General features: G+C 51.9%; 24 protein-coding genes and 1 tRNA gene. 21 read left to right on the forward strand and 4 right to left on the reverse strand.

Annotation, left to right across the window (positions count from 1 at the left end):
- The first annotated feature begins 2 nt into the window (after positions 1 to 2).
- The 8 genes from B4C79_RS10975 to ruvB all read left to right on the forward strand — a co-directional run bounded on the left by B4C79_RS10975 (position 3) and on the right by ruvB (position 6,553).
- A complete protein-coding gene (locus B4C79_RS10975) occupies positions 3 to 758 on the forward strand; it encodes a M48 family metallopeptidase (RefSeq protein WP_291739527.1) in 756 nt (251 codons plus the stop codon).
- The gene (gene gloA, locus B4C79_RS10980) at positions 755 to 1,141 is read left to right on the forward strand and encodes a lactoylglutathione lyase (protein ID WP_291739526.1); all 387 of its coding nucleotides are present in this window, start codon (positions 755 to 757) and stop codon (positions 1,139 to 1,141) included. Before B4C79_RS10975 ends, gloA begins: the two co-directional genes overlap by 4 nt.
- 175 nt (positions 1,142 to 1,316) lie before the next feature.
- Complete coding sequence (dusB, locus tag B4C79_RS10985; RefSeq protein WP_291752293.1) at positions 1,317 to 2,366, forward strand: tRNA dihydrouridine synthase DusB; 1,050 nt, start codon at positions 1,317 to 1,319, stop codon at positions 2,364 to 2,366.
- Complete coding sequence (locus B4C79_RS10990) at positions 2,363 to 2,617, forward strand: Fis family transcriptional regulator (protein WP_105027068.1); 255 nt, start codon at positions 2,363 to 2,365, stop codon at positions 2,615 to 2,617. Before dusB ends, B4C79_RS10990 begins: the two co-directional genes overlap by 4 nt.
- A gap of 43 nt (positions 2,618 to 2,660) precedes the next feature.
- Complete coding sequence (gene purH / locus B4C79_RS10995; protein WP_171100255.1) at positions 2,661 to 4,253, forward strand: bifunctional phosphoribosylaminoimidazolecarboxamide formyltransferase/IMP cyclohydrolase; 1,593 nt, start codon at positions 2,661 to 2,663, stop codon at positions 4,251 to 4,253.
- Positions 4,254 to 4,280: 27 nt separating this feature from the next.
- Positions 4,281 to 4,829, forward strand: a complete 549-nt coding sequence (ruvC, locus tag B4C79_RS11000; protein WP_105027070.1) for a crossover junction endodeoxyribonuclease RuvC — start codon at positions 4,281 to 4,283, stop codon at positions 4,827 to 4,829.
- A gap of 62 nt (positions 4,830 to 4,891) precedes the next feature.
- Entirely contained in the window at positions 4,892 to 5,482 is a 591-nt protein-coding gene (gene ruvA, locus B4C79_RS11005) for a Holliday junction branch migration protein RuvA (RefSeq protein ID WP_105027071.1), read from the forward strand.
- Positions 5,483 to 5,497: 15 nt separating this feature from the next.
- A complete protein-coding gene (gene ruvB / locus B4C79_RS11010; RefSeq protein WP_105027072.1) occupies positions 5,498 to 6,553 on the forward strand; it encodes a Holliday junction branch migration DNA helicase RuvB in 1,056 nt (351 codons plus the stop codon).
- Between the two features lie 47 nt (positions 6,554 to 6,600).
- Here ruvB and B4C79_RS11015 read toward each other — a convergent pair whose 3' ends face one another.
- The gene (locus B4C79_RS11015) at positions 6,601 to 8,142 is read right to left on the reverse strand and encodes a WS/DGAT/MGAT family O-acyltransferase (protein WP_291739680.1); all 1,542 of its coding nucleotides are present in this window, start codon (positions 8,140 to 8,142) and stop codon (positions 6,601 to 6,603) included.
- A 136-nt stretch (positions 8,143 to 8,278) separates the two neighbouring features.
- Here B4C79_RS11015 and ybgC point away from each other — a divergent pair, with 136 nt between their 5' ends.
- The 11 genes from ybgC (at position 8,279) to B4C79_RS11070 (ending at position 18,365) form a co-directional block, all read left to right on the forward strand.
- Positions 8,279 to 8,683 (forward strand): tol-pal system-associated acyl-CoA thioesterase, encoded by a 405-nt coding sequence (gene ybgC, locus B4C79_RS11020; protein ID WP_105027074.1) that lies wholly within the window; start codon positions 8,279 to 8,281, stop codon positions 8,681 to 8,683.
- 43 nt (positions 8,684 to 8,726) lie between these two features.
- Positions 8,727 to 9,404, forward strand: coding sequence for a protein TolQ (tolQ, locus tag B4C79_RS11025; RefSeq protein ID WP_040513351.1), 678 nt, complete (start codon positions 8,727 to 8,729; stop codon positions 9,402 to 9,404).
- A 55-nt stretch (positions 9,405 to 9,459) separates the two neighbouring features.
- Positions 9,460 to 9,888 carry a protein TolR gene (gene tolR, locus B4C79_RS11030; protein ID WP_171100262.1) on the forward strand — a complete coding sequence of 143 codons (429 nt, stop codon included), beginning with the start codon at positions 9,460 to 9,462 and terminating at the stop codon, positions 9,886 to 9,888.
- Complete coding sequence (locus B4C79_RS11035) at positions 9,885 to 10,763, forward strand: energy transducer TonB (protein WP_291739675.1); 879 nt, start codon at positions 9,885 to 9,887, stop codon at positions 10,761 to 10,763. The genes tolR and B4C79_RS11035 overlap by 4 nt, the downstream gene beginning before the upstream one ends.
- Before the next feature lie 14 nt (positions 10,764 to 10,777).
- The gene (gene tolB, locus B4C79_RS11040) at positions 10,778 to 12,115 is read left to right on the forward strand and encodes a Tol-Pal system beta propeller repeat protein TolB (protein ID WP_291739673.1); all 1,338 of its coding nucleotides are present in this window, start codon (positions 10,778 to 10,780) and stop codon (positions 12,113 to 12,115) included.
- 58 nt (positions 12,116 to 12,173) lie between these two features.
- Positions 12,174 to 12,701 carry a peptidoglycan-associated lipoprotein Pal gene (gene pal, locus B4C79_RS11045; RefSeq protein ID WP_105027076.1) on the forward strand — a complete coding sequence of 176 codons (528 nt, stop codon included), beginning with the start codon at positions 12,174 to 12,176 and terminating at the stop codon, positions 12,699 to 12,701.
- Positions 12,702 to 12,719: 18 nt separating this feature from the next.
- Complete coding sequence (ybgF, locus tag B4C79_RS11050; RefSeq protein ID WP_171100266.1) at positions 12,720 to 13,466, forward strand: tol-pal system protein YbgF; 747 nt, start codon at positions 12,720 to 12,722, stop codon at positions 13,464 to 13,466.
- Between the two features lie 86 nt (positions 13,467 to 13,552).
- A complete protein-coding gene (locus B4C79_RS11055; RefSeq protein WP_291739670.1) occupies positions 13,553 to 14,668 on the forward strand; it encodes a YeeE/YedE family protein in 1,116 nt (371 codons plus the stop codon).
- Positions 14,669 to 14,735: 67 nt separating this feature from the next.
- Positions 14,736 to 14,812 (forward strand) — tRNA-Met (locus B4C79_RS11060).
- Between the two features lie 306 nt (positions 14,813 to 15,118).
- Entirely contained in the window at positions 15,119 to 17,407 is a 2,289-nt protein-coding gene (locus tag B4C79_RS11065) for a galactose oxidase-like domain-containing protein (RefSeq protein WP_291739669.1), read from the forward strand.
- Complete coding sequence (locus B4C79_RS11070) at positions 17,394 to 18,365, forward strand: hypothetical protein (RefSeq protein ID WP_291739668.1); 972 nt, start codon at positions 17,394 to 17,396, stop codon at positions 18,363 to 18,365. The genes B4C79_RS11065 and B4C79_RS11070 overlap by 14 nt, the downstream gene beginning before the upstream one ends.
- On the opposite strand, the gene B4C79_RS11075 is transcribed toward B4C79_RS11070, so the two are convergent.
- From B4C79_RS11075 to fabR, 3 genes are read right to left on the reverse strand one after another with little or no spacing between them, the layout of a single operon-like run.
- Entirely contained in the window at positions 18,362 to 19,930 is a 1,569-nt protein-coding gene (locus B4C79_RS11075) for an ArnT family glycosyltransferase (protein WP_171100273.1), read from the reverse strand. The genes B4C79_RS11070 and B4C79_RS11075 overlap by 4 nt on opposite strands.
- Before the next feature lie 14 nt (positions 19,931 to 19,944).
- Positions 19,945 to 21,357: a UbiA family prenyltransferase gene (locus B4C79_RS11080; protein WP_171100275.1), complete on the reverse strand. Its 1,413-nt coding sequence runs from the start codon at positions 21,355 to 21,357 to the stop codon at positions 19,945 to 19,947.
- On the reverse strand, positions 21,354 to 22,055 hold the full coding sequence (fabR, locus tag B4C79_RS11085) for an HTH-type transcriptional repressor FabR (RefSeq protein WP_008251655.1): 702 nt from the start codon (positions 22,053 to 22,055) through the stop codon (positions 21,354 to 21,356). The genes B4C79_RS11080 and fabR overlap by 4 nt, the downstream gene beginning before the upstream one ends.
- A 317-nt stretch (positions 22,056 to 22,372) precedes the next feature.
- Between fabR and B4C79_RS11090 the strand changes: the two genes are divergently transcribed.
- Positions 22,373 to 23,044, forward strand: coding sequence for a response regulator transcription factor (locus tag B4C79_RS11090; protein ID WP_171100277.1), 672 nt, complete (start codon positions 22,373 to 22,375; stop codon positions 23,042 to 23,044).
- A gap of 45 nt (positions 23,045 to 23,089) precedes the next feature.
- Positions 23,090 to 24,898, forward strand: coding sequence for a sensor histidine kinase (locus B4C79_RS11095; protein ID WP_291739663.1), 1,809 nt, complete (start codon positions 23,090 to 23,092; stop codon positions 24,896 to 24,898).
- Positions 24,899 to 24,903: the final 5 nt, after the last annotated feature.

The following is a 24,903-nucleotide window of genomic DNA, read 5'->3' on the forward strand; positions in this document are numbered from 1 at the left end:
CCATGCAACTTACGGCAGCACCTCACCCCACTGAAGTTCGCAGCATTGAACTGCCGTGGGGGCTGTGCAGCTATATCCTAAAGCGGAGCAAACGCCGGTCAGTCGGGTTTTTGATTGGCGATCAAGGTTTGCAAATTTCTGCACCCTTGCGCCTTTCAATCACCGAACTGAACTCGATTATTGCGGGCAAATCGTCATGGATTGAGCAGCGCCTGAAACAATGGGAAACACGCAGCCGACAAACGATTTCCCTTTCCAGCCTGCTCGATGATGGCAAACCCATTCCAGTTCGAGGCGAACCCTACCATCTGGAAACCCTGCCACCGCGAAGCAAGGCACTGTTGAACCCTTGGACAAAAAGCATTGCTTTACCAGTCTGTGAAAGTTCTGCGCAACGCAACAAGGCCATTGAAAAAGTATTGAAGGCCCACGCCAAGGAAGTGTTTACACACATGGCCAGCAAGTTGCTTGAGCGACAGCCCGCAGCGCAGCGTTTGCCTAACTTTTCGATTCACTTGAGTAGCCCAATTTCACGTTGGGGCAGCTGCAACAGCCAGCGCGAGGTTCGCCTGAACTGGCGCTTGGTTCACTACCCGCCGCAACTGATTGAGTACGTGATTGCACACGAGTTGGCACACCTTGTTGAAATGAATCACAGTGCGCGCTTTTGGGCCGTGGTTGAAAGCCTGATGCCCGATTACCAAACGCCGCACAAAACCCTGTCAAAAATGAATCCTGCCGAGGTACCTGTACTATGAGAATTCTTCACACCATGCTGCGCGTTGGCGACCTTCAACGGTCCATCGATTTTTACACCAAGGTCATGGGCATGAAAGTGATTCGAACCACTGAGCGTGCAGATCAAGGTTACTCACTGGCCTTTGTCGGATATGGCAGTGAGCAGGAAGGCGCTGTGCTTGAACTGACCTACAACCACGGCGTTGACAGCTACGATCTGGGCACGGCATACGGACACATTGCAATCGCAGTAGAAGATGCTTATACACAATGCGATCGCATTTTGGCAGCCGGTGGCAATGTCACTCGCCCCGCTGGTCCAGTGAAAGGCGGCAGCACCATAATCGCATTTGTAACAGATCCCGATGGCTACAAAATCGAATTGATTCAGACTGCAGGCTAAGCCACACGGTACGTAAACAGGTCCCCTGCCTGCGAGCACAGGCAAGGCCTTGCGGCCCACTTTGACAAACAGAAGTCAAGTAAAAAATTTCCGTTTTTTTCCAGTTTTAGGGTCGAATAAAATCGCCCTGCCCGTTACAATGGGCTGCTCGAAATTTGCTTAAATTTTGTGCAACGTGCGCATTGCTCATTTAACACTTCCAAATAATCTGTTCTTGGCCCCAATGGCCGGCGTGACAGATCGCCCCTTCCGCCAGTTGTGCAAAAAACTGGGCGCGGGACATGCTGTGTCGGAAATGGCGGCAAGCAACCCCGCTTTGTGGAAAACTGACAAAAGCACGCGCAGATTGAACCACTACGGCGAAACCAAACCCATCGCAGTACAAATTGCGGGAGCCGACCCGGAAATGATGGCGCACGCCGCTGCCTACAACATTGAACGCGGCGCACAAATCATCGACATCAACATGGGCTGTCCCGCAAAAAAAGTGTGTGCGGTTGCGGCAGGTTCTGCATTGTTGCAAAACGAAAGTCTGGTCGAGCAGATTTTAAAAGCTGTGCATGCTGAATGTGAACAACGCGGCGTGCCACTTACTTTGAAGTACCGCACGGGCTGGTCACCCGAACACAAGAATGCAATTCACATTGCGCAAATGGCTGAATCGATTGGCGTATCGCTTTTAACCCTTCATGGCCGCACGCGTGCCTGCGGATACGCAGGTGACGCCGAGTACGACACCATCAAGGCCGTGAAACAGGCAGTCAATATTCCGGTCATAGCCAATGGCGACATCACCAGCCCTGAGAAGGCAAGATACGTACTGGATTACACTGGCGCAGACGGTCTGATGATAGGCCGGGCTGCCCAAGGCAACCCCTGGATTTTTAGAGAAGTACTGCATTACCTGAAAACGGGTGAACACATTGATCCACCCACCCTCGAAGAAGCCCATGATGTCATGATGCATCACTTGCGTGATCACCATGAATTTTATGGAGAGAAAACGGGCATGCTCACCGCCCGAAAGCATTTGCAATGGTATCTTTGCGGCCCAGCCGGAAAAAACAACACTGTGGTCGACCAACTCATGTTGGCGCAAACCACCTGCGAACAATTGCGCATTGTTGATGAATTTTTTCTGAACTGGTTATCAAGCGGCCAGCAGTACTTCGCCGCTGCAAACGATTCACTCCAACCAACACCAAAAAGAAGATTGGCAGCATGAAACCCAATGACAGTGATCTAAGTCCTATCACCATTTCAGAGTGCATACGCAATAACCTGGACAAGTTCTTTGACGATCTTGAAGGTGAATGCGCCAAGTCGGTTTACGACATGGTGCTGTCTGCCGTGGAGCGACCCATGCTCGAAGTGGTCATGGAAAAAGCCAACATGAACCAAACCATTGCAAGCCAAATGCTGGGCATCAACCGCAACACACTGCGCAAAAAACTGCAGCAACACGGCCTCATCTGATTTTTAATTTTTACCGGCCGCCTCAAAACCGGCCTCTGAAACCATGACATCAAATCCAACCATCAAACGCGCGCTGCTGAGCGTGTCCGACAAAACCGGCATTCTTGAGTTGGCCAAAGCGTTGGCCGATCGCGGTGTGGAAATATTGTCCACAGGCGGAACTGCCAAACTGCTGGCTGAGAAAGGCCTGGTCGTGAAAGAAGTAAGCAGCCACACCGGCTTTCCTGAAATTATGGATGGTCGCGTAAAAACTCTGCACCCCAAAATTCACGGTGGCATTCTTGCGCGCCGCGATTTGCAAAGCCACCTGGATGCCATGGAAGAACATGGTATTGGCGCAATCGATTTGGTGGCAGTGAATCTGTATCCCTTCGACAAGGCGACTGCCGGCGACAATGTGAAGCTGGAAGATGCAATTGAGAATATCGACATTGGCGGCCCAGCCATGGTGCGCGCTTCTGCAAAAAACTACACAGGCGTCACTATCATTGTTGACCCCGCCGATTACGGCAAAGTCATCGATGAAATCAAAAGCAATGACGGTTCAACCACACTGAAAACACGCAGTGGTTTGGCAGCGAAAGCTTACGCCCACACTGCGCGCTATGACGGCGCAATTGCTGCCTTTCTGACCAGCCTCACAGGCACTGAAGGTGCACTGGAAGACACACCCGCTCGCATTGAATACCCGGAAGTGCTTTCCATGCAATTCCACAAAGTGCAAGACATGCGCTACGGCGAAAACCCACATCAAAGTGCTGCTTTCTACCGCGAGGCGAAGGCGCCCGTGGGTCTACTGGCCAACTACCGCCAATTGCAAGGCAAAGAATTAAGCTTCAACAACATTGCCGATTCCGATGCAGCCTGGGAATGCGTAAAAACATTTGATGCACCAGCCTGTGTCATCATCAAACACGCCAACCCATGTGGCGTGGCTGTCGCAGAAGGCACATTGAATGCCTATCACAAGGCTTTCAAAACAGACCCCACTTCCGCATTTGGCGGCATCATTGCCTTTAACCGCCCAGTCGATGAAGCCACCGCACAGGCCGTGGCAAAACAGTTTGTCGAAGTGGTCATCGCACCTTCGTTTGATGAAGCCGCACGCACGGTATTTTTCGCCAAACAAAACGTTCGCCTGCTGGAAATTCCAGTAGAGACAGGCATGCACAAGTTTGATTACAAACGCGTGGGTGGTGGCTTGCTGGTGCAAAGCCCCGATGAACGCAATGTGCAGCAAAGTGAAATCAAAGTGGTCAGCAAACGCCAGCCTACCGAGCAGCAATGGGCTGATTTGATGTTCGCCTGGCGCTGTGCGAAATTTGTGAAAAGCAATGCGATTGTGTTCTGCAAGGACGGCATGACCATGGGTGTGGGTGCTGGCCAAATGAGCCGTGTGGATTCTGCACGCATTGCATCCATCAAGGCACAAAACGCAGGCCTTACTTTGGCCGATAGCGCTGTTGCATCCGATGCATTCTTCCCCTTCCGCGATGGTCTGGATGTGGTGGTCGATGCAGGCGCAAGCTGCGTAATTCAGCCCGGTGGTTCCATGCGCGACGAGGAAGTGATTGCAGCGGCCGATGAACGCAACATTGTGATGGTGCTGACCGGTGTGCGCCACTTCCGCCATTAATTTCAACACCACACACCCTCAGCTGTGATGCGCATACTTGGCATAGACCCGGGCCTGCGCATCACCGGTTACGGCGTGGTCGATATCATTGAAAGCCAACAGATTTACGTGGCCAGTGGTGTGATCCGCTCCAATTCCGACGCTTCCCTGCCCGACCGTTTACACACCCTGTTCACTGGGCTTTGCGAACTGGCCGATCTGTACAAACCCCAAGTGGCCGTGGTTGAAAAAGTGTTTGTGAACGTGAACCCGCAATCAACACTGCTGCTTGGTCAAGCACGTGGTGCGGTGCTCACCGCACTCACCCACAGTGGGCTCGCAGTAACTGAATACACCGCATTGCAAATCAAGCAAGCAATTGTTGGGCACGGCAAAGCCAACAAAGAACAGGTGCAGGAAATGGTGAAACGTTTGCTCAAGCTGCCAGCCCACCCTTCAGCCGATGCGGCCGATGCCTTGGCCGCGGCCTTAACCCACGCACAAAGCAGCAAACTGTTGGGTGCACTGGCTGCCAAAGACCTGCCTGCCAGTATTTTCAAAACACGCACCCGAAAGGGCCGCACCAGCTGGAAATGAATTCGCTTGGCGTATAATCAAATTCAGTTTACTGTGATTATGAACAGTGTGGAGAAACTGCAATGATTGGTCGCCTGAAAGGCACTTTGCTCGAAAAAAATGCACCCTGGGTTCTGGTCGATGTTCAAGGTGTTGGCTATGAACTGCAGGTGCCCATGAGCACGTTGTTCAACTTGCCGGAAATTAATGGCATTTGCACCTTGCTTACTCATCTGGTTGTTCGCGAAGACGCGCACACCCTGTACGGCTTTCAAAACATTGCGGAAAAAAACCTGTTCAAAACCTTGATCAAGGTGTCAGGCATTGGTCCGCGAACTGCCTTGGCCATTTTGTCCTCTATTTCCACCCACGACTTTCTGCTGGCCGTACAAAGCCAGGAAACAGCGCGCCTGGTGAAAATTCCCGGCATTGGCAAGAAAACAGCTGAACGTCTGTTATTGGAACTGAAAGGACAAATTGTGGCACTGGGCGGCACCGCCAATATTGCAGAAGGCATGCCACTGCCAATTGGAAATCAAAGCGAAATTGTTCAAGCCCTGTGCGCACTGGGTTATTCTGACAAAGAAGCCGCGCTGGCCTGCAAGGGTCTGCCCGAGGGCACCAGTGTCACTGATGGCTTGAAGCTGGCACTACGCAATTTGTCAAAAGGCTAACCGAGATAATCCACGATGATTGAACCCGATCGCCTCATCAGCCCAAGCAAAACCACTCCCGCCGAAGAAGCCTTTGAGCGCGCATTGCGCCCCAAGCATTTGGACGAATATGTGGGGCAACAAAAAATTCGCGATCAACTCGATATCTTTATCGCAGCAGCGCGCGCGCGCAAAGAAGCACTTGACCACGTGCTGCTATTTGGCCCACCTGGCTTGGGCAAAACCACACTGGCCCATATTCTGGCCCGTGAGATGGGTGTAAACCTGCGCCAAACTTCAGGCCCGGTGCTTGAACGCCCAGGCGACTTGGCGGCATTGCTGACCAACCTTGAAGCCAACGATGTGTTGTTCATCGATGAAATTCACAGATTGTCGCCTGTGGTGGAAGAAATTTTGTATCCCGCGCTTGAAGACTATCAAATCGACATCATGATCGGCGAAGGGCCAGCGGCTCGAAGCGTGAAACTCGATTTGCAGCCATTCACGCTGGTGGGTGCCACCACCCGTGCCGGCATGTTGACCAACCCGCTGCGCGACCGGTTTGGCATTGTGTCCCGGCTTGAGTTTTACACCCCCGAAGAGCTTTCGCGCATTGTGGCTCGTTCAGCCAATTTGCTGGACACCCCGGCAGAGGCCTCAGGCTGCCTCGAAATTGCACGCCGCTCACGCGGCACTCCACGCATCGCTAACCGCTTGCTGCGCCGAGTTCGCGATTATGCGCAGGTGAAAGCCGATGGCGTGATTACTGCTGCTGTGGCCGATGCTGCCCTAAGCATGCTAGACGTGGACAAAGTGGGCCTGGATCCGATGGATCGCCGATTACTGGAAACCATCATCCACAAATTTGGTGGCGGGCCAGTGGGGCTCGAAAGTGTGGCCGCTGCAATTGGTGAGGAAAAAGACACGATCGAGGACGTGATTGAACCCTATCTGATTCAGCAAGGCTACATTCAACGCACGCCTCGTGGCCGCATTGCAACCTTGAATACTTACGCACACTTTGGTTTGACTGCACCAGCCAGTTTGGCGGGCACGCATGCAGCAAATTCGCAGCAAGGCGATTTGCTGTAGGCCCTGGGCTGCAGATTTCCTTCGCCAACTCAGCAGCGAAGTCCCAATCAATCCTCAGCCGCTTTCACCGGCTTACTTGCACCCACTTTCGCCGTGGCTGGCTTTCGCACCGCCGGCTTCTTCGCCGCTACAGGTCGCTTTTCAGTGGTTGCCTTGCTAGAAACAATCGGCTCAACCCTCTTGCTTTCCCACGTCACGCCCAACGCGGCTTCAAGCTCTTCCAGTGCCTCGCCGGTGTACACCGACAAACGCTGCATGGAAGGCAAGGCATCGTGATCGCCAGTAAACGCCACATTGAACTGGCCTGAATAACTCACCACCGTGATATTCAAAGCCTGCCCATGCGGAATCAGGGAGATTGGGTAGAACTGCTCCAAGCGGCAACCCGAGAAATACAAATCACGTGATGGGCCAGGGACGTTCGATATCACTGTGTTGAAAATTGGACGCGTCAAGCCACCTAAGCCTGACACCAATTGCAACATCATTGGCGCCATCAACATAATGGTGTAGTTGTTGATCGCCTCTTTGGGCATGGCCTGCAAATTGGCTTTGGCCAACTGCGTCGAACGTCGAATTTCTTTCAAACGCGTCAGAGGATCGGCTTCGGTTGTGTACAGGTTGGCGATGATAAAGCTGATCGCATTGCCGCCATCCAGGTCGTCGGCCGGGCGCACGGACACTGGCAAACCGGCTGTCAACGACTCGGACGGCAAGGCATCACGTTCCAGCAAATAGCGACGAATGGAACTCGAACAAATCGCCAGAAAAATATCGTTCACACTCACCTTGGCCGCCTCGGCCACGGCGCGAATACGCTCTAGCGGATATGTTTGAGTGGCCAGTCGGCGGGCTCCACCCACGCGCTTGTTCACAATTGATTTCGGACCTGAAAACGGTGTGGCCAAAGCCGGATCTGTGGGTTTGACCGCTTCTCGCATCAAATCCATGAGTGCACGACCCGCGGCGGGCAAGGATTGCCCACTGAGCTTTGCAGCCTCCCAGGCTTCCCGAGCCTGGTCCGCGAAGTGCTGGGGTTCAGTGTTCTTTTTCTTTCGGCTAATGGTGCCAACAGACCAAGGGGCAGGCAGCGACATACTTTCTTTTGCAGACTTGCCAAAAATGCGCTCCATCAAACGCATACCACCCACACCGTCCATCAGCGAATGGTGCATTTTGGTGTACAAGGCGAAACGATTGCCGTAAAGGCCTTCAATCAGGTGCATTTCCCACAGTGGTTTTCGAAAATCCAGCGGGTGAGAATGCAGACGGGAAATCAGTGTACCCAATTCGCGTTCACCGCCAGGTGCCGGCAAAGCGCTGTGACGGAAGTGATAATCCAGATCAATTTTGTCAGCCTCAATCCATTTGGGCATCAAGGTCAACAAGCGGGGACTGGACAAACGGTAATTGAAAGGCGGTGCAAACTCCACGGAGTTTCGCAGCAACTGAACGATCCGGCCGACGGCTTGTTGAGTGGTTTCGCCCTCTGGCACAGTGAAAATTGCCATGCTGCCTACATGCATGGGCGCTTCTTTTGATTCGACGTACAGCCAGGATGCATCCAGCAATGGGATATTTCTCGCCATGTCAGTGGTCTCCGCTTCTCGTTGTTATTTGAATGTGAATATTTAATTAATTTAATAGTGGCAGGATCCCACAACCCCAAAGGAAAGCCCTACTCCTGCTTACAATATTGTAAGCATACTAGAGACGGGCCATTTCATGACATTCAAGTACTCTCTGCGCGTTTATTTTGAAGACACCGATGCCGGGGGCATCGTTTATTACGGCAATTACCTCAAATTCATGGAACGTGCACGAAGTGAATGGTTCCTGCAGCAAAGTATCGGCATGAAATCGCTGATGAATGACCATCATTTGGTGTTCGTTGTCAGCCGAACAGAATTGAACTACCTTCGCTCTGCTAAACTTGAGGATGTACTTGAAATATCAGTGGAACTCACTGAACTTAAGCGAGTTTCCGCAGTCTTCAAGCAAATCGTAACGCGCAACGGCGAGGTGCTGTGCGAGGGCAAAACCAAGGTGGGCTGTGTCAACACGGAAACCCTGAAACCCAGCGCAATACCCCCCGCTGTGTATCAACAACTCAACCAATTGATGCCGTAGTGCGTTACAAGAAACAAATCATTTTCCTTACCGCGGATTGTTAATGGATATCTCTACCGACATGTCGTTCATTTCCCTGATCGCAGAGGCCAGCCTGGTTGTCCAGTTGGTCATGTTGATTCTGGTCATGATTTCCCTCATTTCATGGGCCACCATTTTCAAAAAATGGGCCGTATTGAAGCGCACCAAGCAACAGGCCGACAAATTTGAAGAAGAATTCTGGTCGGGCGGAGACCTGAATACCCTGTTTCAACGCGCCGGCATGCGCCGCAACGATGCAGGCCCGCTTGAACGTATTTTCGAGGCTGGCATGAGCGAGTTTCTTCGCGCCCGCGACAAAAAAGGTTTAACTGATTATTCCCTGATCATCGACGGTGCCCGCCGCGCCATGAAAGCCGCATTCCAGCGCGAGAATGAAATTCTGGAACGCAACCTCCCCTTTCTCGCATCGGCCGGTTCCGTCAGCCCCTACATTGGCCTGTTCGGCACGGTGTGGGGCATCATGCATGCCTTCGTGGGCTTGGCCAATGTGCAACAAGCCACCCTGGCGTCAGTAGCACCGGGCATTGCTGAAGCGCTGATTGCTACCGCAATCGGTCTGTTCGCCGCCATTCCGGCAGTGGTGGCTTACAACCGCTACGCCAATGACATTGATCGCTTGTCTACCCAGTTTGAATCTTTCGTTGAAGAATTTTTGAACATTCTGCAACGCCAACACTAATGGCAGCACGAATGGCAGCAACGACACCAGCAATGAGCAACAGGAAATTTAATCGATGAAAGCCGAACTTGGACGAAAATCCAGACGCGCCATGAACGAGATCAATGTGGTGCCCTACATTGACGTGATGTTGGTGTTGCTGATCATTTTCATGGTCACGGCCCCAATGATTACTCCATCAGTGATTGATTTGCCGTCCATGGCCAACACCAATCCACCCAAGCAAATGCGCCCCATCGAAGTGACTGTACGCCAGGTGGGCAATTTGCTGGTCAAGGACATGAAAACCAATAAAACCACCGAAGTGACTTTGGAAAACCTGGCCGCTGAAGTGAAAAAATTGCAGGCCGACGAGCCCGATCGCCCTGTGGTCATTTCAGCCGAGAAAGCCATTCAGTATCAGGCCGTGGTTGACGCAATGGATGCTTTGCAAAACGCACAAATCCAGAAAGTCGGCCTGCTGGTGAAACCGAAAAGCAAATGAGCGCAGACTTAACCCGACCACGCAACGGCTGGGAATTCACACCAGCCCACCAAGCATTGCTTTCCAAAATGAGCAAGGAAAGCGGGCTTGAGGCACGCCTTGACCCCCCGGTGGACCACACTGGCGAAAAGGCAGGGCTGACCGTGTCCGTGCTTGCGCATTTAACTTTGGTGGCGTTTTTTGTCGTGGGGTTGAACTGGAACACAGAGGAACCGGCTGCGTTTGAAGCAGTGTTGTGGTCTGAAATGCCGGCCAATGAGCCAATTGCCGTGCAACAGCCCAAACCCGAACCAGTGCCGGAACCCGAGCCACCAAAGCCTGTGGTTGAAACACCGCCACCACCCAAGCCAGTGGAGCCACCCAAAGCCGATATCGAATTGCCCAAACCCGAGCCCAAGAAGAAGCCAGAGCCCAAGCCAGAACCAAAAAAGCCGGAGCCCAAGCCAGAACCGAAAAAACCCGAACCCAAGCCTGAGCCGAAGAAGCCAGAACCCAAAATTGACCCTGAAGTGGCCAAGAAACTTCGCCAGGAAGAGCTTGCGCGCATTATGGGTGGAGCACCCAATACCGGTAGCACCTCTGCCGGCACCAGTCGAAACAAAGCGCTGTACAGTGACCGAATTCGGCAATATGTACGCAGTAAACTGGTGTTTCCCGGGGCCGACACCGTCGACGGAAACCCGGAAGCAGTGTTCGAGGTCAAGCAACTTCCCAATGGGGAGATTGTCTCTATCACACAGAAAAAAAGCAGTGGGTTGCCAGCGTGGGACAGCGCTGTGGAGCGTGCCTTGCAGCGCTCCAGCCCGCTACCCAGGGCCGAAGACGGTTCAGTTGAACCAGTGCTTGTCCTCTCATTCCGTCCAAAAGACGTTTAATTCATAGTGAAACAATGAACTACGCCAACCAAGCCATGTATTTACCAACAACAACTACGCTGTGGCTTCGCCTGCAGCGAGCCGCGCGCGCCCTGCTGGCTGTCGCTGTGTTTGCTGCAGTACCAATATCTGCGCAGGCACAACTGAAAATTGACATCACCGGGGTGGGCACCAATCAAATTGCATTCTCGGCAGCACCTTTCCAGGGCAACCAGGGTTTGCCTGAAGACATCAAAAAGGTGATTGAAGACGACTTGGTGCGAAGTGGTTTTTTTCGGGCCATCAACACCACCAGCAATGTTGAATTGAATGAATCCACGCTGATCGACCCCTCTGCCTGGAAATCAATTGGAGTGGATGCCCTGATCGTGGGTTCGGTGAAAAAGCTGCCTGACGGGCGGTTGGACTTGCGCTTTAACCTGCACGACACAGCCCAGCAAAAGTCACTCGGCAAATTCAGCTATGTGATTGCACCCTCAGCCTTGCGCCTGCATGCCCACAAAATTGCTGATTTTGTGTACGAAAAAATGCTGGGCGAGAAAGGTGTGTTTTCCACGCGCCTGGCCTATGTTGAAAAAGCCCCAGGTCGCTACCGCCTGATTATCGCGGATGCCGATGGTGCCAACCCACAAGTTGCGCTGGCCTCCAAAGAACCCATTATTTCGCCAGCTTGGTCGCCAGACGGCACGCAACTTGCGTATGTTTCCTTCGAAACGCGCAAACCTGTTGTGTTTGTTCACACACTTGCAACAGGTCGCCGCAAGGCAATGGCGAATTTCAAAGGCAGCAACAGTGCGCCTGCCTGGTCAGCCAATGGCCAACAACTTGCAGTGGTACTGACCAAAGATGGTGGATCGCAAATTTTCTCGATGAATGCCGATGGATCAGGCCTGAACCGACTGACCAATACCGGTGGAATCAACACCGAACCCGCGTACAGTCACGACGGTCGAAGCATCTATTTCACTTCTGACCGAGGAGGTGGTCCACAAATTTATCGAATGAGCACAAATGGTGGTGATGCGGCACGCGTAACGTTCGAAGGTGGATACAATATCTCGCCTCGAATTAGTCCCGATGACAAAACATTGACCTATGTGACTCGTCGAGACGGGCAATTTCGAATCGCCGCACTGGATTTGGCAGGTGGCACAGAAATGCTTCTGACAAATACTGGGCGCGACGAAAGCCCAAGCTTCGCACCGAATGGCCGCTACATTTTGTATGCGACCAAGTCGGGCGGCAAAGGGACCCTGGCCGTGGTGTCAAAAGACGGACGAATCAAGTACACCTTGAGCAGTTCGGGCGCTGACATTTCGGAACCCACCTGGGGCCCGTTCATAAATGATTGATTTTGAATTTGTTTTAACTGGTTTTACACTAAACATTCTTTAGGTCTGGAGAAAAAAAATGAAACACTCAATGGTCAAGTACTTGGCGATTTCCGCAATGGTGGCCGTATTGGCCGCTTGTAGCTCTGCCGTTCCTTTGAACGACAAGCCTACAGTTGAATCAAAAACCGGCACAGCGCCTGGTTCTGGTGACGGCCGCGCCGTACCCACAGTAACCCCAGGTGATGCCGATCCCCTGAACGATCCTCAAGGCGTGCTGGCCAAGCGCAGCGTTTATTTCGACTACGACAGCTACACTGTCAAGTCAGAGTACCGTGAGCTGGTTCAAAACCACGCCAAATACCTGGTTGCCAACCCCAACCGCAAAGTTGTTATTCAAGGCAACACCGACGAACGCGGTGGCGCTGAATACAACCTGGCCTTGGGCCAGCGCCGTGCCGACGCAGTGAAAACGCTGATGTTGGCTTTGGGCGTAAAAGAAGGTCAGATTGAAACAGTCAGCTTCGGCAAAGAAAAGCCAAAAGCAACTGGTAGCAACGAAGCCGCTTACGCTGAAAACCGTCGCTCTGACATCGCTTATCAGTAATCAAGGAAACCATTCGAGATGACTTTGAACTTCAAGCAACAAGCCTGGGTAGCTGCCCTGTTCTGCGCCTTTGCATCCAATTCCGCATTTGCGATATTTGATGACACGGAAGCACGCAAGGCAATTCTGGACTTGCGCCAGCAGGTTAAGGTGCTAGAAGACCGGGTTGCTCGAATGGAAGCCGCGAATCAGGGGCAGCTGTCATTGGCCCAGTCCCTGAGTGACAAAGACCGAGAGATCGCCCGCTTGCGTGGCGATCTCGAAGTCGCCAACAACAACATTCGCAAGCTACAGGAAGACAATCGCATCCTGTATACAAACCTTGACGACCGCATCAAGAAACTTGAGCCCAAAGCCGTTCAACTTGATGGTGAGGAACTCACGGTTCCGCCCGAACAATTCAATGATTATCAAGCCGGTCTTGATCATTTCAAGGCGGGTAATTACAAAGACGCAGCCCTGCAATTTCAGGATTTCCTGAACAAATACAAACAAAGCAAGCTTGAACCACAAGTTCGCTACTTTTTGGGCAGCACCCAGTTTGCACAAGGCGAGTACAAAACTGCGCTGGTAACACAACGCGACCTGGCGAAAGATTTTCCGGACAGCCCACGTGCACCAGACGCGTTGCTCAGCATGGCCAGTTCACAACTGGAGTTAAAAAGCATTCCTGGCGCCAAGAAAACCCTGGGTGAGCTGATCGCCAAATACCCCAGCAGCCCCGCGGCCGCCAGCGCGAAAGCCCGACTCGAAGCGCTGAAATAATCCCCGGGAAGTTATCGCAGCAACTATGCGCGCTTTTGCGCATACACAGTTAAAATACCGGCACTTCAACACAAAGGTGCCGGTTCATGGAAGAAATCAACCTTAGCAGCATTCAAAGCATCGTGCTTTGGGCCACTTTTGCCGTGGGCCTTGCCTTCGGTGCCATTTCCCATCGCACCCACTTTTGCACCATGGGTGCAATTGCCGACGTTGTAAACTTTGGTGACTGGAATCGCATGCGGATGTGGCTTCTGGCGATCGCCGTTGCAACACTTGGCCTTCAGGGATTAAGCATCACGGGTCACGCCAATCTCAACGACACGATTTTTTTGAACAGCCAATGGTCTTGGCTGTCAGGTATTGTCGGTGGCCTGCTGTTTGGCGCGGGCATGGTATTGGCGTCGGGTTGCGGCAGTAAAACATTGATACGCCTGGGTGCCGGAAACTTAAAAGCCTTGATGGTTTTCGTGATCATGGGAATCACTGCGTACATGACCCTCAAAGGCGTCTTCGGCGTGTTTCGCGCCAACCACCTTGATCCGGTTCGCTTTGAGTTTAGCAGCAGCCCCTATTTGCCCGAGCTATTGGCCAATCTGTTCAGCCAAGAGCCAGCTGGTTTGATACCCATTCTGGCTATCGCTCTGCCTGTGATCCTGCTGATCATGGCATTGGGTAGCAAATCAGCCTGGAACAAAGAAGTAATTGTTGGCGGTGCTGGCGTGGGTCTCACTATCGTGGCTGCCTGGTGGGTCGTATTTCAGGTGGCTTACATTCCAGAACACCCAGACACGCTGGAAGCAGCCTATTTGGGCACATATGCCAACCGGGCTGAAGGCTTCAGCTTCGTGGCACCTTATGCCTACACACTTGAATGGTTGATGTTTTTTTCGGACGTTACACGGGTGCTCACAGTGGGCGTTGTGGCCTGCTTTGGCGTCATTCTGGGAGCCACTGCCAACGCCTTGATGGAGAAATCATTTCGCTGGGAAACATTCCAGGGTGTCGAAGACACTGCCAACCACACTGTGGGTGCCGTGATGATGGGTGTGGGCGGTGTACTCGCCTTGGGCTGCACCGTGGGCCAGGGTTTAAGCGGCGTAAGCACCCTGTCATTGGCCTCATTCGTGGCCTTGGGCAGCATTGTAGTTGGCGCCCTGGGAGCCTTGAAATATCAAATGTGGCGCGTGGAGCGCATGGTTTAACTTTCATGACAAAGAAGTGAAGAAGCTCTTCTTTTTTTAAGAAAGCTCAGTTATACTCTCGGTCTTCGGCGAATTAGCTCAGCCGGTTAGAGCGACGGAATCATAATCCGCAGGTCCGGGGTTCGAATCCCTGATTCGCCACCAAACAAAAAACCCCTCAGTGAAAGCTGAGGGGTTTTTCTTTTATGCCCAACTGTTGACTTTGCTCACAAATCCTTCTCAAACAGCATCCAAACATCGCCTCCTTATACGTTGCATTACTAACTTTAATTAGTATAACAACGATTGTTCAAAACCATAATCACGGTTATTATTTTTAGAAAGATGCATCTAAAAATGCACTTTAACAGTAACAACTGTTAACAAAGGCAAGAGAGAACAGTCGCAGTACCTAAACAGCTGCAACCGTCCTTTCTTCTACAAAAACAGCTTGCTAGGAGGAGATGACACGTGTTCAAGCTGAATAAACTATCTGCAGTAATCGCCATTGGATTGGGAACTGCATTACCCGTACAAGCCGGTCTGCTCGACGATCTGATCGGTGCCAAATTCAACCCGGTCAGCACCAACAAAGGCGTAGCACCTGAGGGTCAGAAAGGCTCCTTCAGCAAGCCATTTGCGGAGCCTTTTGTCTACGAACGCTCCGTAGCTGACGATAACAATCCGGATTTACAAGGCATTCGAACAGACAACAAATGCGAAGGCATTGGCGCGAATGGCAAGCTACGCTGCAAACCTGCAGCGGGTACCATCTCCATGCTACCCAATGGCGACTTCCTGTATTTCAACGCGCTTGAAGGCACAGAGGATTTTGAGTTCAGCATTTTGGTGGACTTCGGTCAAAAAGCGATTAACGACCAAACCCGCATGATGCGCATCCCGGAAGGGGCAAATGCGGCCAGCTTGTGGACACGCCCGACAGACGTGGATTCCGGTGCCAATCCGGATGGCTATGAAATCACCGAATTGATCCCGGGTCTCACCAACAAAGAAACCAATAGCGCTGACGGAGCGCTGTTCTGTGCCGACGTGGCCATGCTGGCTGATGGCCGCATTATGGCTGTCGGCGGAACGGCCTATTACAGCGAACCCGGCAGCAACTTGATTGGTTATGGTTTGACCGAACTGGAAGGCCTGAAAAACAGCCGCGCCTACAACGCCAACACCAACACCTGGAGCCAACTGGCAGACATGAACTTCGGCCGCTGGTACCCAGCGCTGATCACCCTGCCCGACAGCAAAATGTTTGTTGCCAGTGGCGTAACGAAGCTGTTGAAGCCCATCTACCCACAGGCCCCAGAACAAAGCGGTCGCAATGTCCCACAAACCGAAACTTATGATCCGGTGACCAACAAGTGGACGGTCAATGCGCAAACAGCGCAGCGCTCCTTGCCACTTTATCCTCGCCTGCACCTGCTGCCCAACGGCCATGTGTATTACAACGCTGGTGGCCAGGCCTTCAACCCGTTTGGTCAGTCTTACGACCAGCCATTGTGGAATATTGCAGCCACTTACAACCCAGCCAACCAAACATGGTCTGATCTGGCCTACGCTGGCTTCCCGCTGAAGTTCAGCGATGCTGGTCTGGAGTCACTCACCCAAATCCTGAATCCATTGACTGCCCCCAACGCAGCCATGAGCGCACTCACCAAAACCTTGATGAGCGCGCCTATGAAGAGCCCTCAAGCGCTACAAAAACTCTTGAGCACAGTGACCACGGGCAACCCTGAGCAAACCTTGCAGAAAGTGGTTGGTGCTGGCATGCGCGGTTCAACATTCTCAATCATGATGCCGTTGCGCCCCAACGCTCAAGGCCAGTACAAAGAGGCCAGCTTCCTGACTGCTGGCGGTGTACTCCCACTGGTCGGCTTGACCTCGCCAGGTGGATATGTAGCGGTAGCCTCCTCACGTATTGACACCGTGAAAACAGAAGGTGACAACATTGTTGATTACCAAAGTGAAGTTACTGGTTCTCTGAACGAGACTCGCTGGTATGGTTCCGGTGTGTTGATGCCCGATGATTCTGTGATGGTGTTCAGTGGTGGTGACCGCGATGGCGTTGCTGCACCCGGCGTGGAGTTCCCACGTAAAACCGCAGAACGCTTTGATCCGGTTACCAAGAAGTGGACTCAAATGGCTGTGGCCAACAACCCCCGCACTTATCACAACACTGCATTGCTGATGCAAGACGGTCGCGTGCTGATCGGTGGCCACGCGCCCATTTCCACCCTGTACCTGAAGAACATCAATTTGGCTGCATTTGGTTTTTCACCCAACGATGGTCGTGATCCCTCATTCGAGATTTACTCACCACCTTATGTGAACAATCCAAACCGCCCCAACTTGATCGGTTTTGCAGGTGGCAACGCCACACCAGCTGGCGACGGTAAAACAATGATGCGTGAATTCCGCAAAGGTCAACAAGTCACACTGCAAATGGCACCCGGTACGGACATGAGCAAGATCGACTCAGTCACCTTGGTACGCCACACAGTGACAACTCACTTGACCGATGCAGATCAGCGCACTGTTGTTATTCCTAAAACCCAGCTGTCTGTAACAGGTCAAAGTCTGCGCTTTACCATTCCAGATCAGGCCGCTGTGGTTCCACAAGGTGCTTACATGACCTTTGTGCGCACCAAGCAGGCGGATGGTTCACTGTTGCCGTCCAAAGCTGTCAGCTTCATGTTGAAGCATGGCAATGGACAAGGAGTGATGACTGCCAATGCCCGTCGTTAAATCGAATTGGGTGAAGAAAACGCTGGGCGCATGCCTGGCGTTTTCTTTTTCTACCCTGCTAATTTCAAGCCCCTTTGTCAGCACCACAGTTTTAGCACACGCCGAACACGGTTCGGAGGGTGGAATTCCCACTGTAAGTGCGAAAGCCAAATTGCCCAAAGGCCTTTCATTGCAAGTGGTTAAAACAAATGCCTATCAATTTGCATTGGCCACCGATGGTCAACAGCGTGTCGAAATACTGGGCGAGGACAAACGCGCTTTTTTGCGATTTGACCGTGACAAACTGTATGCCGATTTAAACGCAACTGGTTGGCACCGTTCCCGACAACCCGGTGGTGGTCCAATCCCCGAACGCCTTAAAGACAACCCAAAGTTAAAACCGAATTGGGTTCTGCTCGACAAGCAGCCTGGCTATGGTTGGTACGATCCCCGCTTGATCAAAGAAGACCTTGCCCACTTTAATCTGGCCATGGTCGCCAACGGCAAACCCATCAGCGTTCGAATTGAACGCATTGAGGCCGAGCCTATGACAGGTTACTGGCGCCCGTTGTTGGTCAATGAACCCGAATTCACTGGCCTGAATGCCATGGTGCCTGGGCTGAGTGGCAACAATTTCATGCTCAGCCGCATGGGCACAGCGAAAAGTGAATTTCAGGTGCTGGATGATCAGGGTGCACCATTCCTCGAGCTTCGAGAAGACGGAGTCTGGCTAAACAGCATGCATGCCTGGGCCAGTTCAGTGGAACTGTTTCATAGTCCTGGCACTGAACAAGCGCCCTGGGTGAAAGTGTCAGAAACCGGAACTGTGACTTACGCAGACCCGCGACTGAACAAAAAACCTGTGAAAACATCAGAAACCGGCAGTTGGGTAATTCCGGTGAAGCAGAAGGAAGGCGAGCAACAAAATTTGCTGAAAGGCGAACTGAAGTGGCAAACCATTGTTGAACAAGTCAACTAGTTTTTTGCCGCCTGGGGCTCCAGGCGGCATTCTTCCTCAAATCCATACTTGCGTGCAAACGGGCAATCAAGCACAGGCAATGTCGATGGAATTTGGTAGTACTTTTCCACAGCTTCGCGCAATACCACATCCCTGAACCGTTGGTAATTGAAGTTGCTACCATCCACAATCGTGAAAGGCACACCCTCGATCGTTTGCGTTGTTACTGAAACGTTGCTCAGGTAATCCTGGTAAAGCGCTGGGTCAATTGGCTTGGCTTTGGCCACAATCCGAATGGGTTTGCCATCCATTTCCCGCCAGTCCACAAAGGTGTCATCATTGCGCGCGTGGTATTTGCCAGGGCCAAAAACAGGCACCACTTTGCCGTAGTGATAAGTCATCAGGGCCGCAGGCGAATAGGCAATGGTGGTCAATACACCATTGGCTGGCATACCATTGCCAAGTTCAGCAAGAATGGCTGGCATATTCCGGTGAAACAACACGTCTTCCTGAAAGTCTTTTTTCGGCCAAACCGACACATCGGCGTGCATCAACAAGCCAAACAACACCAGGTGAGGAATCGACAACACAGCATTAAAGCCAATGTAACGCCTCATCCAAACACCTTGTGTACACAGTGCCAAAAGCACAAAAGCAATGGGCAGAAAACCCAACACCCAATGCAAGCCCACTGTTTTTTCAAGGGAGATGAGCAGAAATAGAGCCAGTGGCACCAGCAAGGCAAAGGCCAGCGCACTTTGGCGCAACCAAACCCGGCTACCCTTGAGCAAACTCCAAAGTGCCCAAGGTGTTATCAGATAAATCATCATGCCCAGGTAGGTCAACACCGTACCCCACCCCAACTGTGCATCCTCGTGCCGATTCACCAGATTAAACATGATGTTATTCCAGCAATTGTGCAGGTTGTAGCCAATGTTCACACTGGCAAATGGCAACACGCCCGCCAACAACAAGAACAGGTATTTGAAACGCTGCGGCTGAAACAACAAATGAAATCCAAAGGCAAAACCCAATAGAACAGCGAAGTATTTGGACAAAAAGGCAAGGCCCAGAAAGCACCCGGCGAGAAACATTGCCGAACCCGATTCAGCACGAATCGCCTTCACATAGGTGAATATGGCCAGGCCCATGAAAAAGATCAAAGGCGTATCGGTGGTTACAAATACGGCAAACCAGGACACTGGCATGGACAAATAAACGGCGCCAGCCAACCAGGCTCGGGGCTCCTGCTCGCGCGGCAACAGCTCACGGGCCAGCAGCACCACACCCCAGGCGATCACAGTGGTTAACAACAAGGTCAGGCTGCGAATCACAACAGGTTCATTGCCCACATGGCTTAGCGCCCACAACCACCAACCCACCATGGGCGGGTGATCGTAGTAGCCCCAATTCAGGTCGGTCGACCACAAATGGAAAAAAGCCTCGTCGCCAGTCATGGGGAAAAACCACGCCAGCCAAAGTTTGATTACGGCGGTCAGCAATACCGTCCAGCCAAACACGCTTTTGGCAGTTTTTAGCGTCAACTCGGGCCCTTGGGGCCGGGACAAAGAGAAATGACTCGACATGGGTGTTGGATATCTCAGGAAGCCAGGTACACAAGCACACCCACTGAGGCCAAAAAGCCCCAACTGATGCGATCGTGAATGGCGAAATGCACCGGATCATCGATCATTTCCTTGCGAGAAGTCATGATCCAGATTCTCATCAACCAGTACAAAAACAGGGGACAAATGCCCCACAAAAATTCGGGTGTTGCGTACAGCATCGAACCATTCTGACTGTCTACATACAAGGCCAATACCAGTACGGCCACAAAACCGCTTGAGATACCCATAGACACCAGGTAACTCAAATCGCTCATTCGGTAACCACGTCCCTGCGGCTGAGTGCCCTCAAGCTGCAAGAACTCCAGTTCGGCACAACGCTTGACCAAAGCCAAACTTAAAAACACAAAGAGTGAAATGGCCAATAGCCAGCTGGAAAGCTCAATGCCAGTGCCCACGCCGCCTGCAATCACGCGAACCGTGTAAAGCATGGCCAACAGCAACACATCAACGAAGGCCGTACGCTTGAATACAAAGGTGTACAGCAGTGTAACCACGGTGTACACCAACAGCACCAGCGTAAATTGCCAACCCACTGCCAGCCAGGCCACCGCAAAGCCGGCTATGCCCAAACACTTCATGAACAAGAAAGCCTTGCCAATGCTGAGCGCACCGCTGGCCATGGGGCGATGGCGCTTGCGCGGATGTTGGCGATCCGCATTCAGGTCCATCAGGTCGTTCCAGATGTAAGTAGAGGACGCCAAAAAGCCAAACGCCAGGAAACCCCACATCATCTTGCCCCAAAGGGTGAAATCGGTTTCATGCGCGGCAATCAAAGGTAGAAACAGCAAACCGTTTTTGGCCCACTGCTGCAGGCGCATGGCTTTAAGCCACACCTTGATTCCGGTGCTGCGCGTATCAAGCCGGTTCAGCTCAATACCAGCCGCCATCGCCTTGCGTCGGGTACCTGAGGAAGTATTCACGCCAAATGCCAGTGCAGCCTTTTTCCAGATTGGAATATCGACCAGGGCATCACCAAAATACACAAAGGGTTGCCCATGGCTGTCTGCCTCAATGGCTGCCAGTTTTTGCTGGCCCTTCAAATTACTGTGCTCGCTGGCGATTACACGGGCAAAAAGGCCCAGGCGTGCGGCTATCTTGAGCACATCACGACGCATCGAAGCACTGGCCAACACCAATTCATGGCCAGCCGCTTTCAATTGATTCAGTCGCTCAAGCACCATGGGATCAATCGGCAGATGATCCAGCACAGGATCGATTCGTTTGGCCACCTCAGTTTTAAATACCCAGGCGCCCCGAATGGCCCACAACAACATGGGAAAGACGTAGAAAATGTTTTGCTTTAGCAGCAACAGGCAACTTTCGAGCAGCACATCCGATGGGCTCAACGTGCCGTCCAAATCAACGTAAACAATCGGCTTGGTCATTTTGGTTTGGACAAACCACTGAGCAGTGACTGCGTGGGCTCTTCTTCCCAATGCGCCGCACCAAGAAACACCATCACAATTTGCTTCACAAAATTGTCGAGCATTTCTTTTTCAATTTGCGGTTGATCTGGCCTGACGTCCAGAAAATCAGTGGCCGAATTCATCATCAACGTAACCACCAGACTGCAAATCAAAGTCAGGGTGTGTGTGGACAAGCCGGGGAAAATATTCAACAGGCGCAGGTCGCTGGCCATTTCATTGGTGAAGTGTGCAATTTCATTGCGAATGGCATTGCGCAGGGACTGCGAACCGCCAGACCTTTCCGAGCTGATAAAACGCCACTCCAGGTGGTGTTGCTTCAGGTAAGTCACAAAAACACTCACCGAGTGCCGAATCATGTCCTCACCTGGCAGGCTGGCCTGGCGAGCCTCTCGCAACAACCTACGCAAGGTAATGCCGCCATCCTCGACCAAGGCCAGGCCCAGTTCATCGGTAGTTTTAAAGTGGCGGTAAAACGCGGTCGGCACCACACCGGCTTCTCGGGTAATTTCCCGAATGCCCAACGCAGTAAAGCTGCTGCCGTTTCCAACAAGGGTAAGCGCTGCCTGCATCAAATTTTGGCGTGTCTGTTCTTTGCGCCGCACCCTGGCCTGGGTTTCGTCCACCGGCTTGGTTGCGGCGCTTAATCTTGTTCTCATGGTTCTTGCTCGAGCCTAGACTGGATTAGTCAACTTCCTGACCTACCCCGATATTGTAATGAAAAGAAGCTTGTTCACAGCTTAACAGCCTGCAAGCCCGTGAAATAGGACCTGAACACGATGAAAAGAACTAACAGAACCAAGCCACTTCAGGAATTATTACTGTAATTACGGGTTTTGCGTATTGACTGCACGAACCCAAGACGGTTAACTCCCCCTAAAGAGGGTTGGAAAAAAGTGTTAATCCAATAAAGATGTTCATATGCTCACATGTGGTGACACCTTTTCAACTAGCTTTTCCTCGGGAGGAGACATTCATGCCATCAAACCAAATTCTGGTTATTGAGGATCACCCACTTTTCGCAACAGGCATCAAAGACCTGGTTGAATTCGTGGCGACCAACGCAGACATACTCTGCGCAGCCAGCATTGCACACGCCAAAGAGTTATTCAGTAAAAACTCGCCTGCGCTGGTCATCACCGATCTGCGTTTGCCAGATTGCCAGGGTCAAGATGTGATCGACACGCTGGCCCTGATGAGTGCCAACCTGCCCACCTTGATCATGAGTGGCGATGACACACTTCTTCATTCTATCGTACCCAACCAGCATGCCCCCTCCTGGACCCTGTCAAAATCCGAAGGGTTTGAGCAAACTTCAGCAGTATTGCTGGAAGCGCTCACCCGCGCCGGTGTTCAGGTTCAGTGGCGCCCCAACGCCCTGTCAAACCGCCAAACCAACGGCGAGCACATCACCGGGCGACTGGGTCAAAACAACGGCATTCAGTTAACCCACAAACAACAACAAGTCATGCACTTCCTGGCTTCGGGCCTTTCCAACAAGGAAATTGCCCGCAAACTCGACTTGTCACCCGAAACCATAAAAACACATTTGCGCGAAATTTTCACACGTATGAATGTGAAAAACAGAACCCAGGCCGTCAGTCTTTATCGCAAAATTCCGCGACTCAATGCCTCAGCCTTGGTATAGAAACCAAAAAGCCGGCAACAAGCCGGCTATTGATATAACTATAAAATGACAGACAGTTCACTATCAGGGCTCGCCGTATTGCTGGGTATTGCCTTATACCCGTTCTTTGCAAACCACCTTCCCAATCAGCGGCAAAATGCCGCCGCTGTCATTGGTGTGGTACTGCTTGGATTTGTAATTCTGGGGCACGACACACAGCAAGTACTTCAACACGGCACGCCAGTTCATGCAGCCCTGCAGGCTGCATCGTTTCTGTTTTTTGGAAGCGCTTTTCTTGGGCGAAAAAGAGGCATCGTGGCCGCTGAACGTTCTGCGCTGGTCCCGTTCTCGATTGCTTGCATTACAGCAATTGCCGATATGTTTACCACGTCTGGTTTGGTGTACACCGCGTTCATCGGCGTTCAGGCCATTTGCCTGCTGGCTATCACCAAAACCTACAGCAACCTGCCCAAAGTTACCCTGATCAAAGCTGTGTATTTCAGTTTGCTGTACTGCATCATAAACGGCCTGTTTCATGCCTCCACATCGACTGAACTCGCATTGGTCATCGATTTCAGCATTGTGAAGATTCTGTTCTATGTCTTGCTCGGTACCTGCGTTTTTCACATGGTGTTTCAGGACTTTTCACGAACCCGCACGAAAAAAGGCTTGGACAGGCAAACAAAAATTGATCAAGACATCATGAAGTTCGCTTTTCGGGGGCGCCGGGTATTAAAAGACTTTCGACATGATCTACGTCAGCCCCTGAGCACTTTAGGTATTTTGGCCAGTGTGGGCAAAGCCATTTCAAAAGACCCGGAAGTCACAGCCAGATACCAACACATTCAAACAGCTCAGAAAGCATTAAAAAACATGCTGGAGGACTTCTTTGATCAATTGGCAAGTGCGATCAAATATCCGCAAGATGACAACTATGCCCCCATGATGCCAACCGCAGTTCACGACATTCTTGGCCCATTGATTGAAGAATACAGAATGCTGGCCGATGTGAAGGAACTTCAGATTCGTTATGTGCCCAGCGAAATCAAGGTCATGAGCAACAAGGAGGCCTTGGCCAAGATAATCCGCAACGGACTTGACAATGCGATCAAGTACACCAACAAAGGTGGAGTAGTGGTTGGTCTGCGCAGACGCAAGGGGCGGGTATGCATTCAAATTGCAGACACCGGATCTGGCGTTGAGAACAACAAAGTCGCTGCACACAACAAAGGCTGGGGGCACGGTTCCAGCATAGTCCGGGATTTGAGCGAACAGATACTCGCCAAAACCGAATGTCGAAACCGATACTACAACGGCAAATTGGCAGGCTCTGTCTTCGAAGTCATATTGCCGGAAGAAGCCGAAATCAGTCATCGCAGCAAGCGGCCAGCCTACAACCCTCAACTTGCATTTGAAGCGCAAGTCATGGCAATGAGCCACGATCATTTACTGGAAATTCAGCGTCGACTTCCGGTTCAGGGATTTGACAAAGTCGAGTTTAGTCTGAACGGCGCATATCGCGCCTACCTCAATGCTTTGCGCAAAGGCATGTCACCTGTTTACATTCTTTATGCCGGCGACTCAGCCCAAAAAACGCACGCAATTGAGCAATTGAAACTGTTGGGTTCTCTGCTTGATTTTGAACCCTGCTGCATTTTGATCTACAACGCAAGCCTGGAAAACAACCCGCAAGTCGAATTTGGTCGTGAAATGATTCGAATTCCCTTGATTCCTGGCCAAGCCGAGATCAGCCTCGGTGTGATTTCTGAATTATTTCCGGCCCGGGAAAAGGCCTCGGCCCTGTTCAATGTGCCGACCGAAAGTTCTCAAAACGAAGGCAAAACCTTGGGCAGCAAATCGTTACTGACCCACTAAACTGA

It is taken from the genome of Limnobacter sp. UBA7229 (assembly GCF_002473065.1).
Classification (GTDB): Bacteria; Pseudomonadota; Gammaproteobacteria; order Burkholderiales; family Burkholderiaceae_B; genus Limnobacter; species Limnobacter profundi.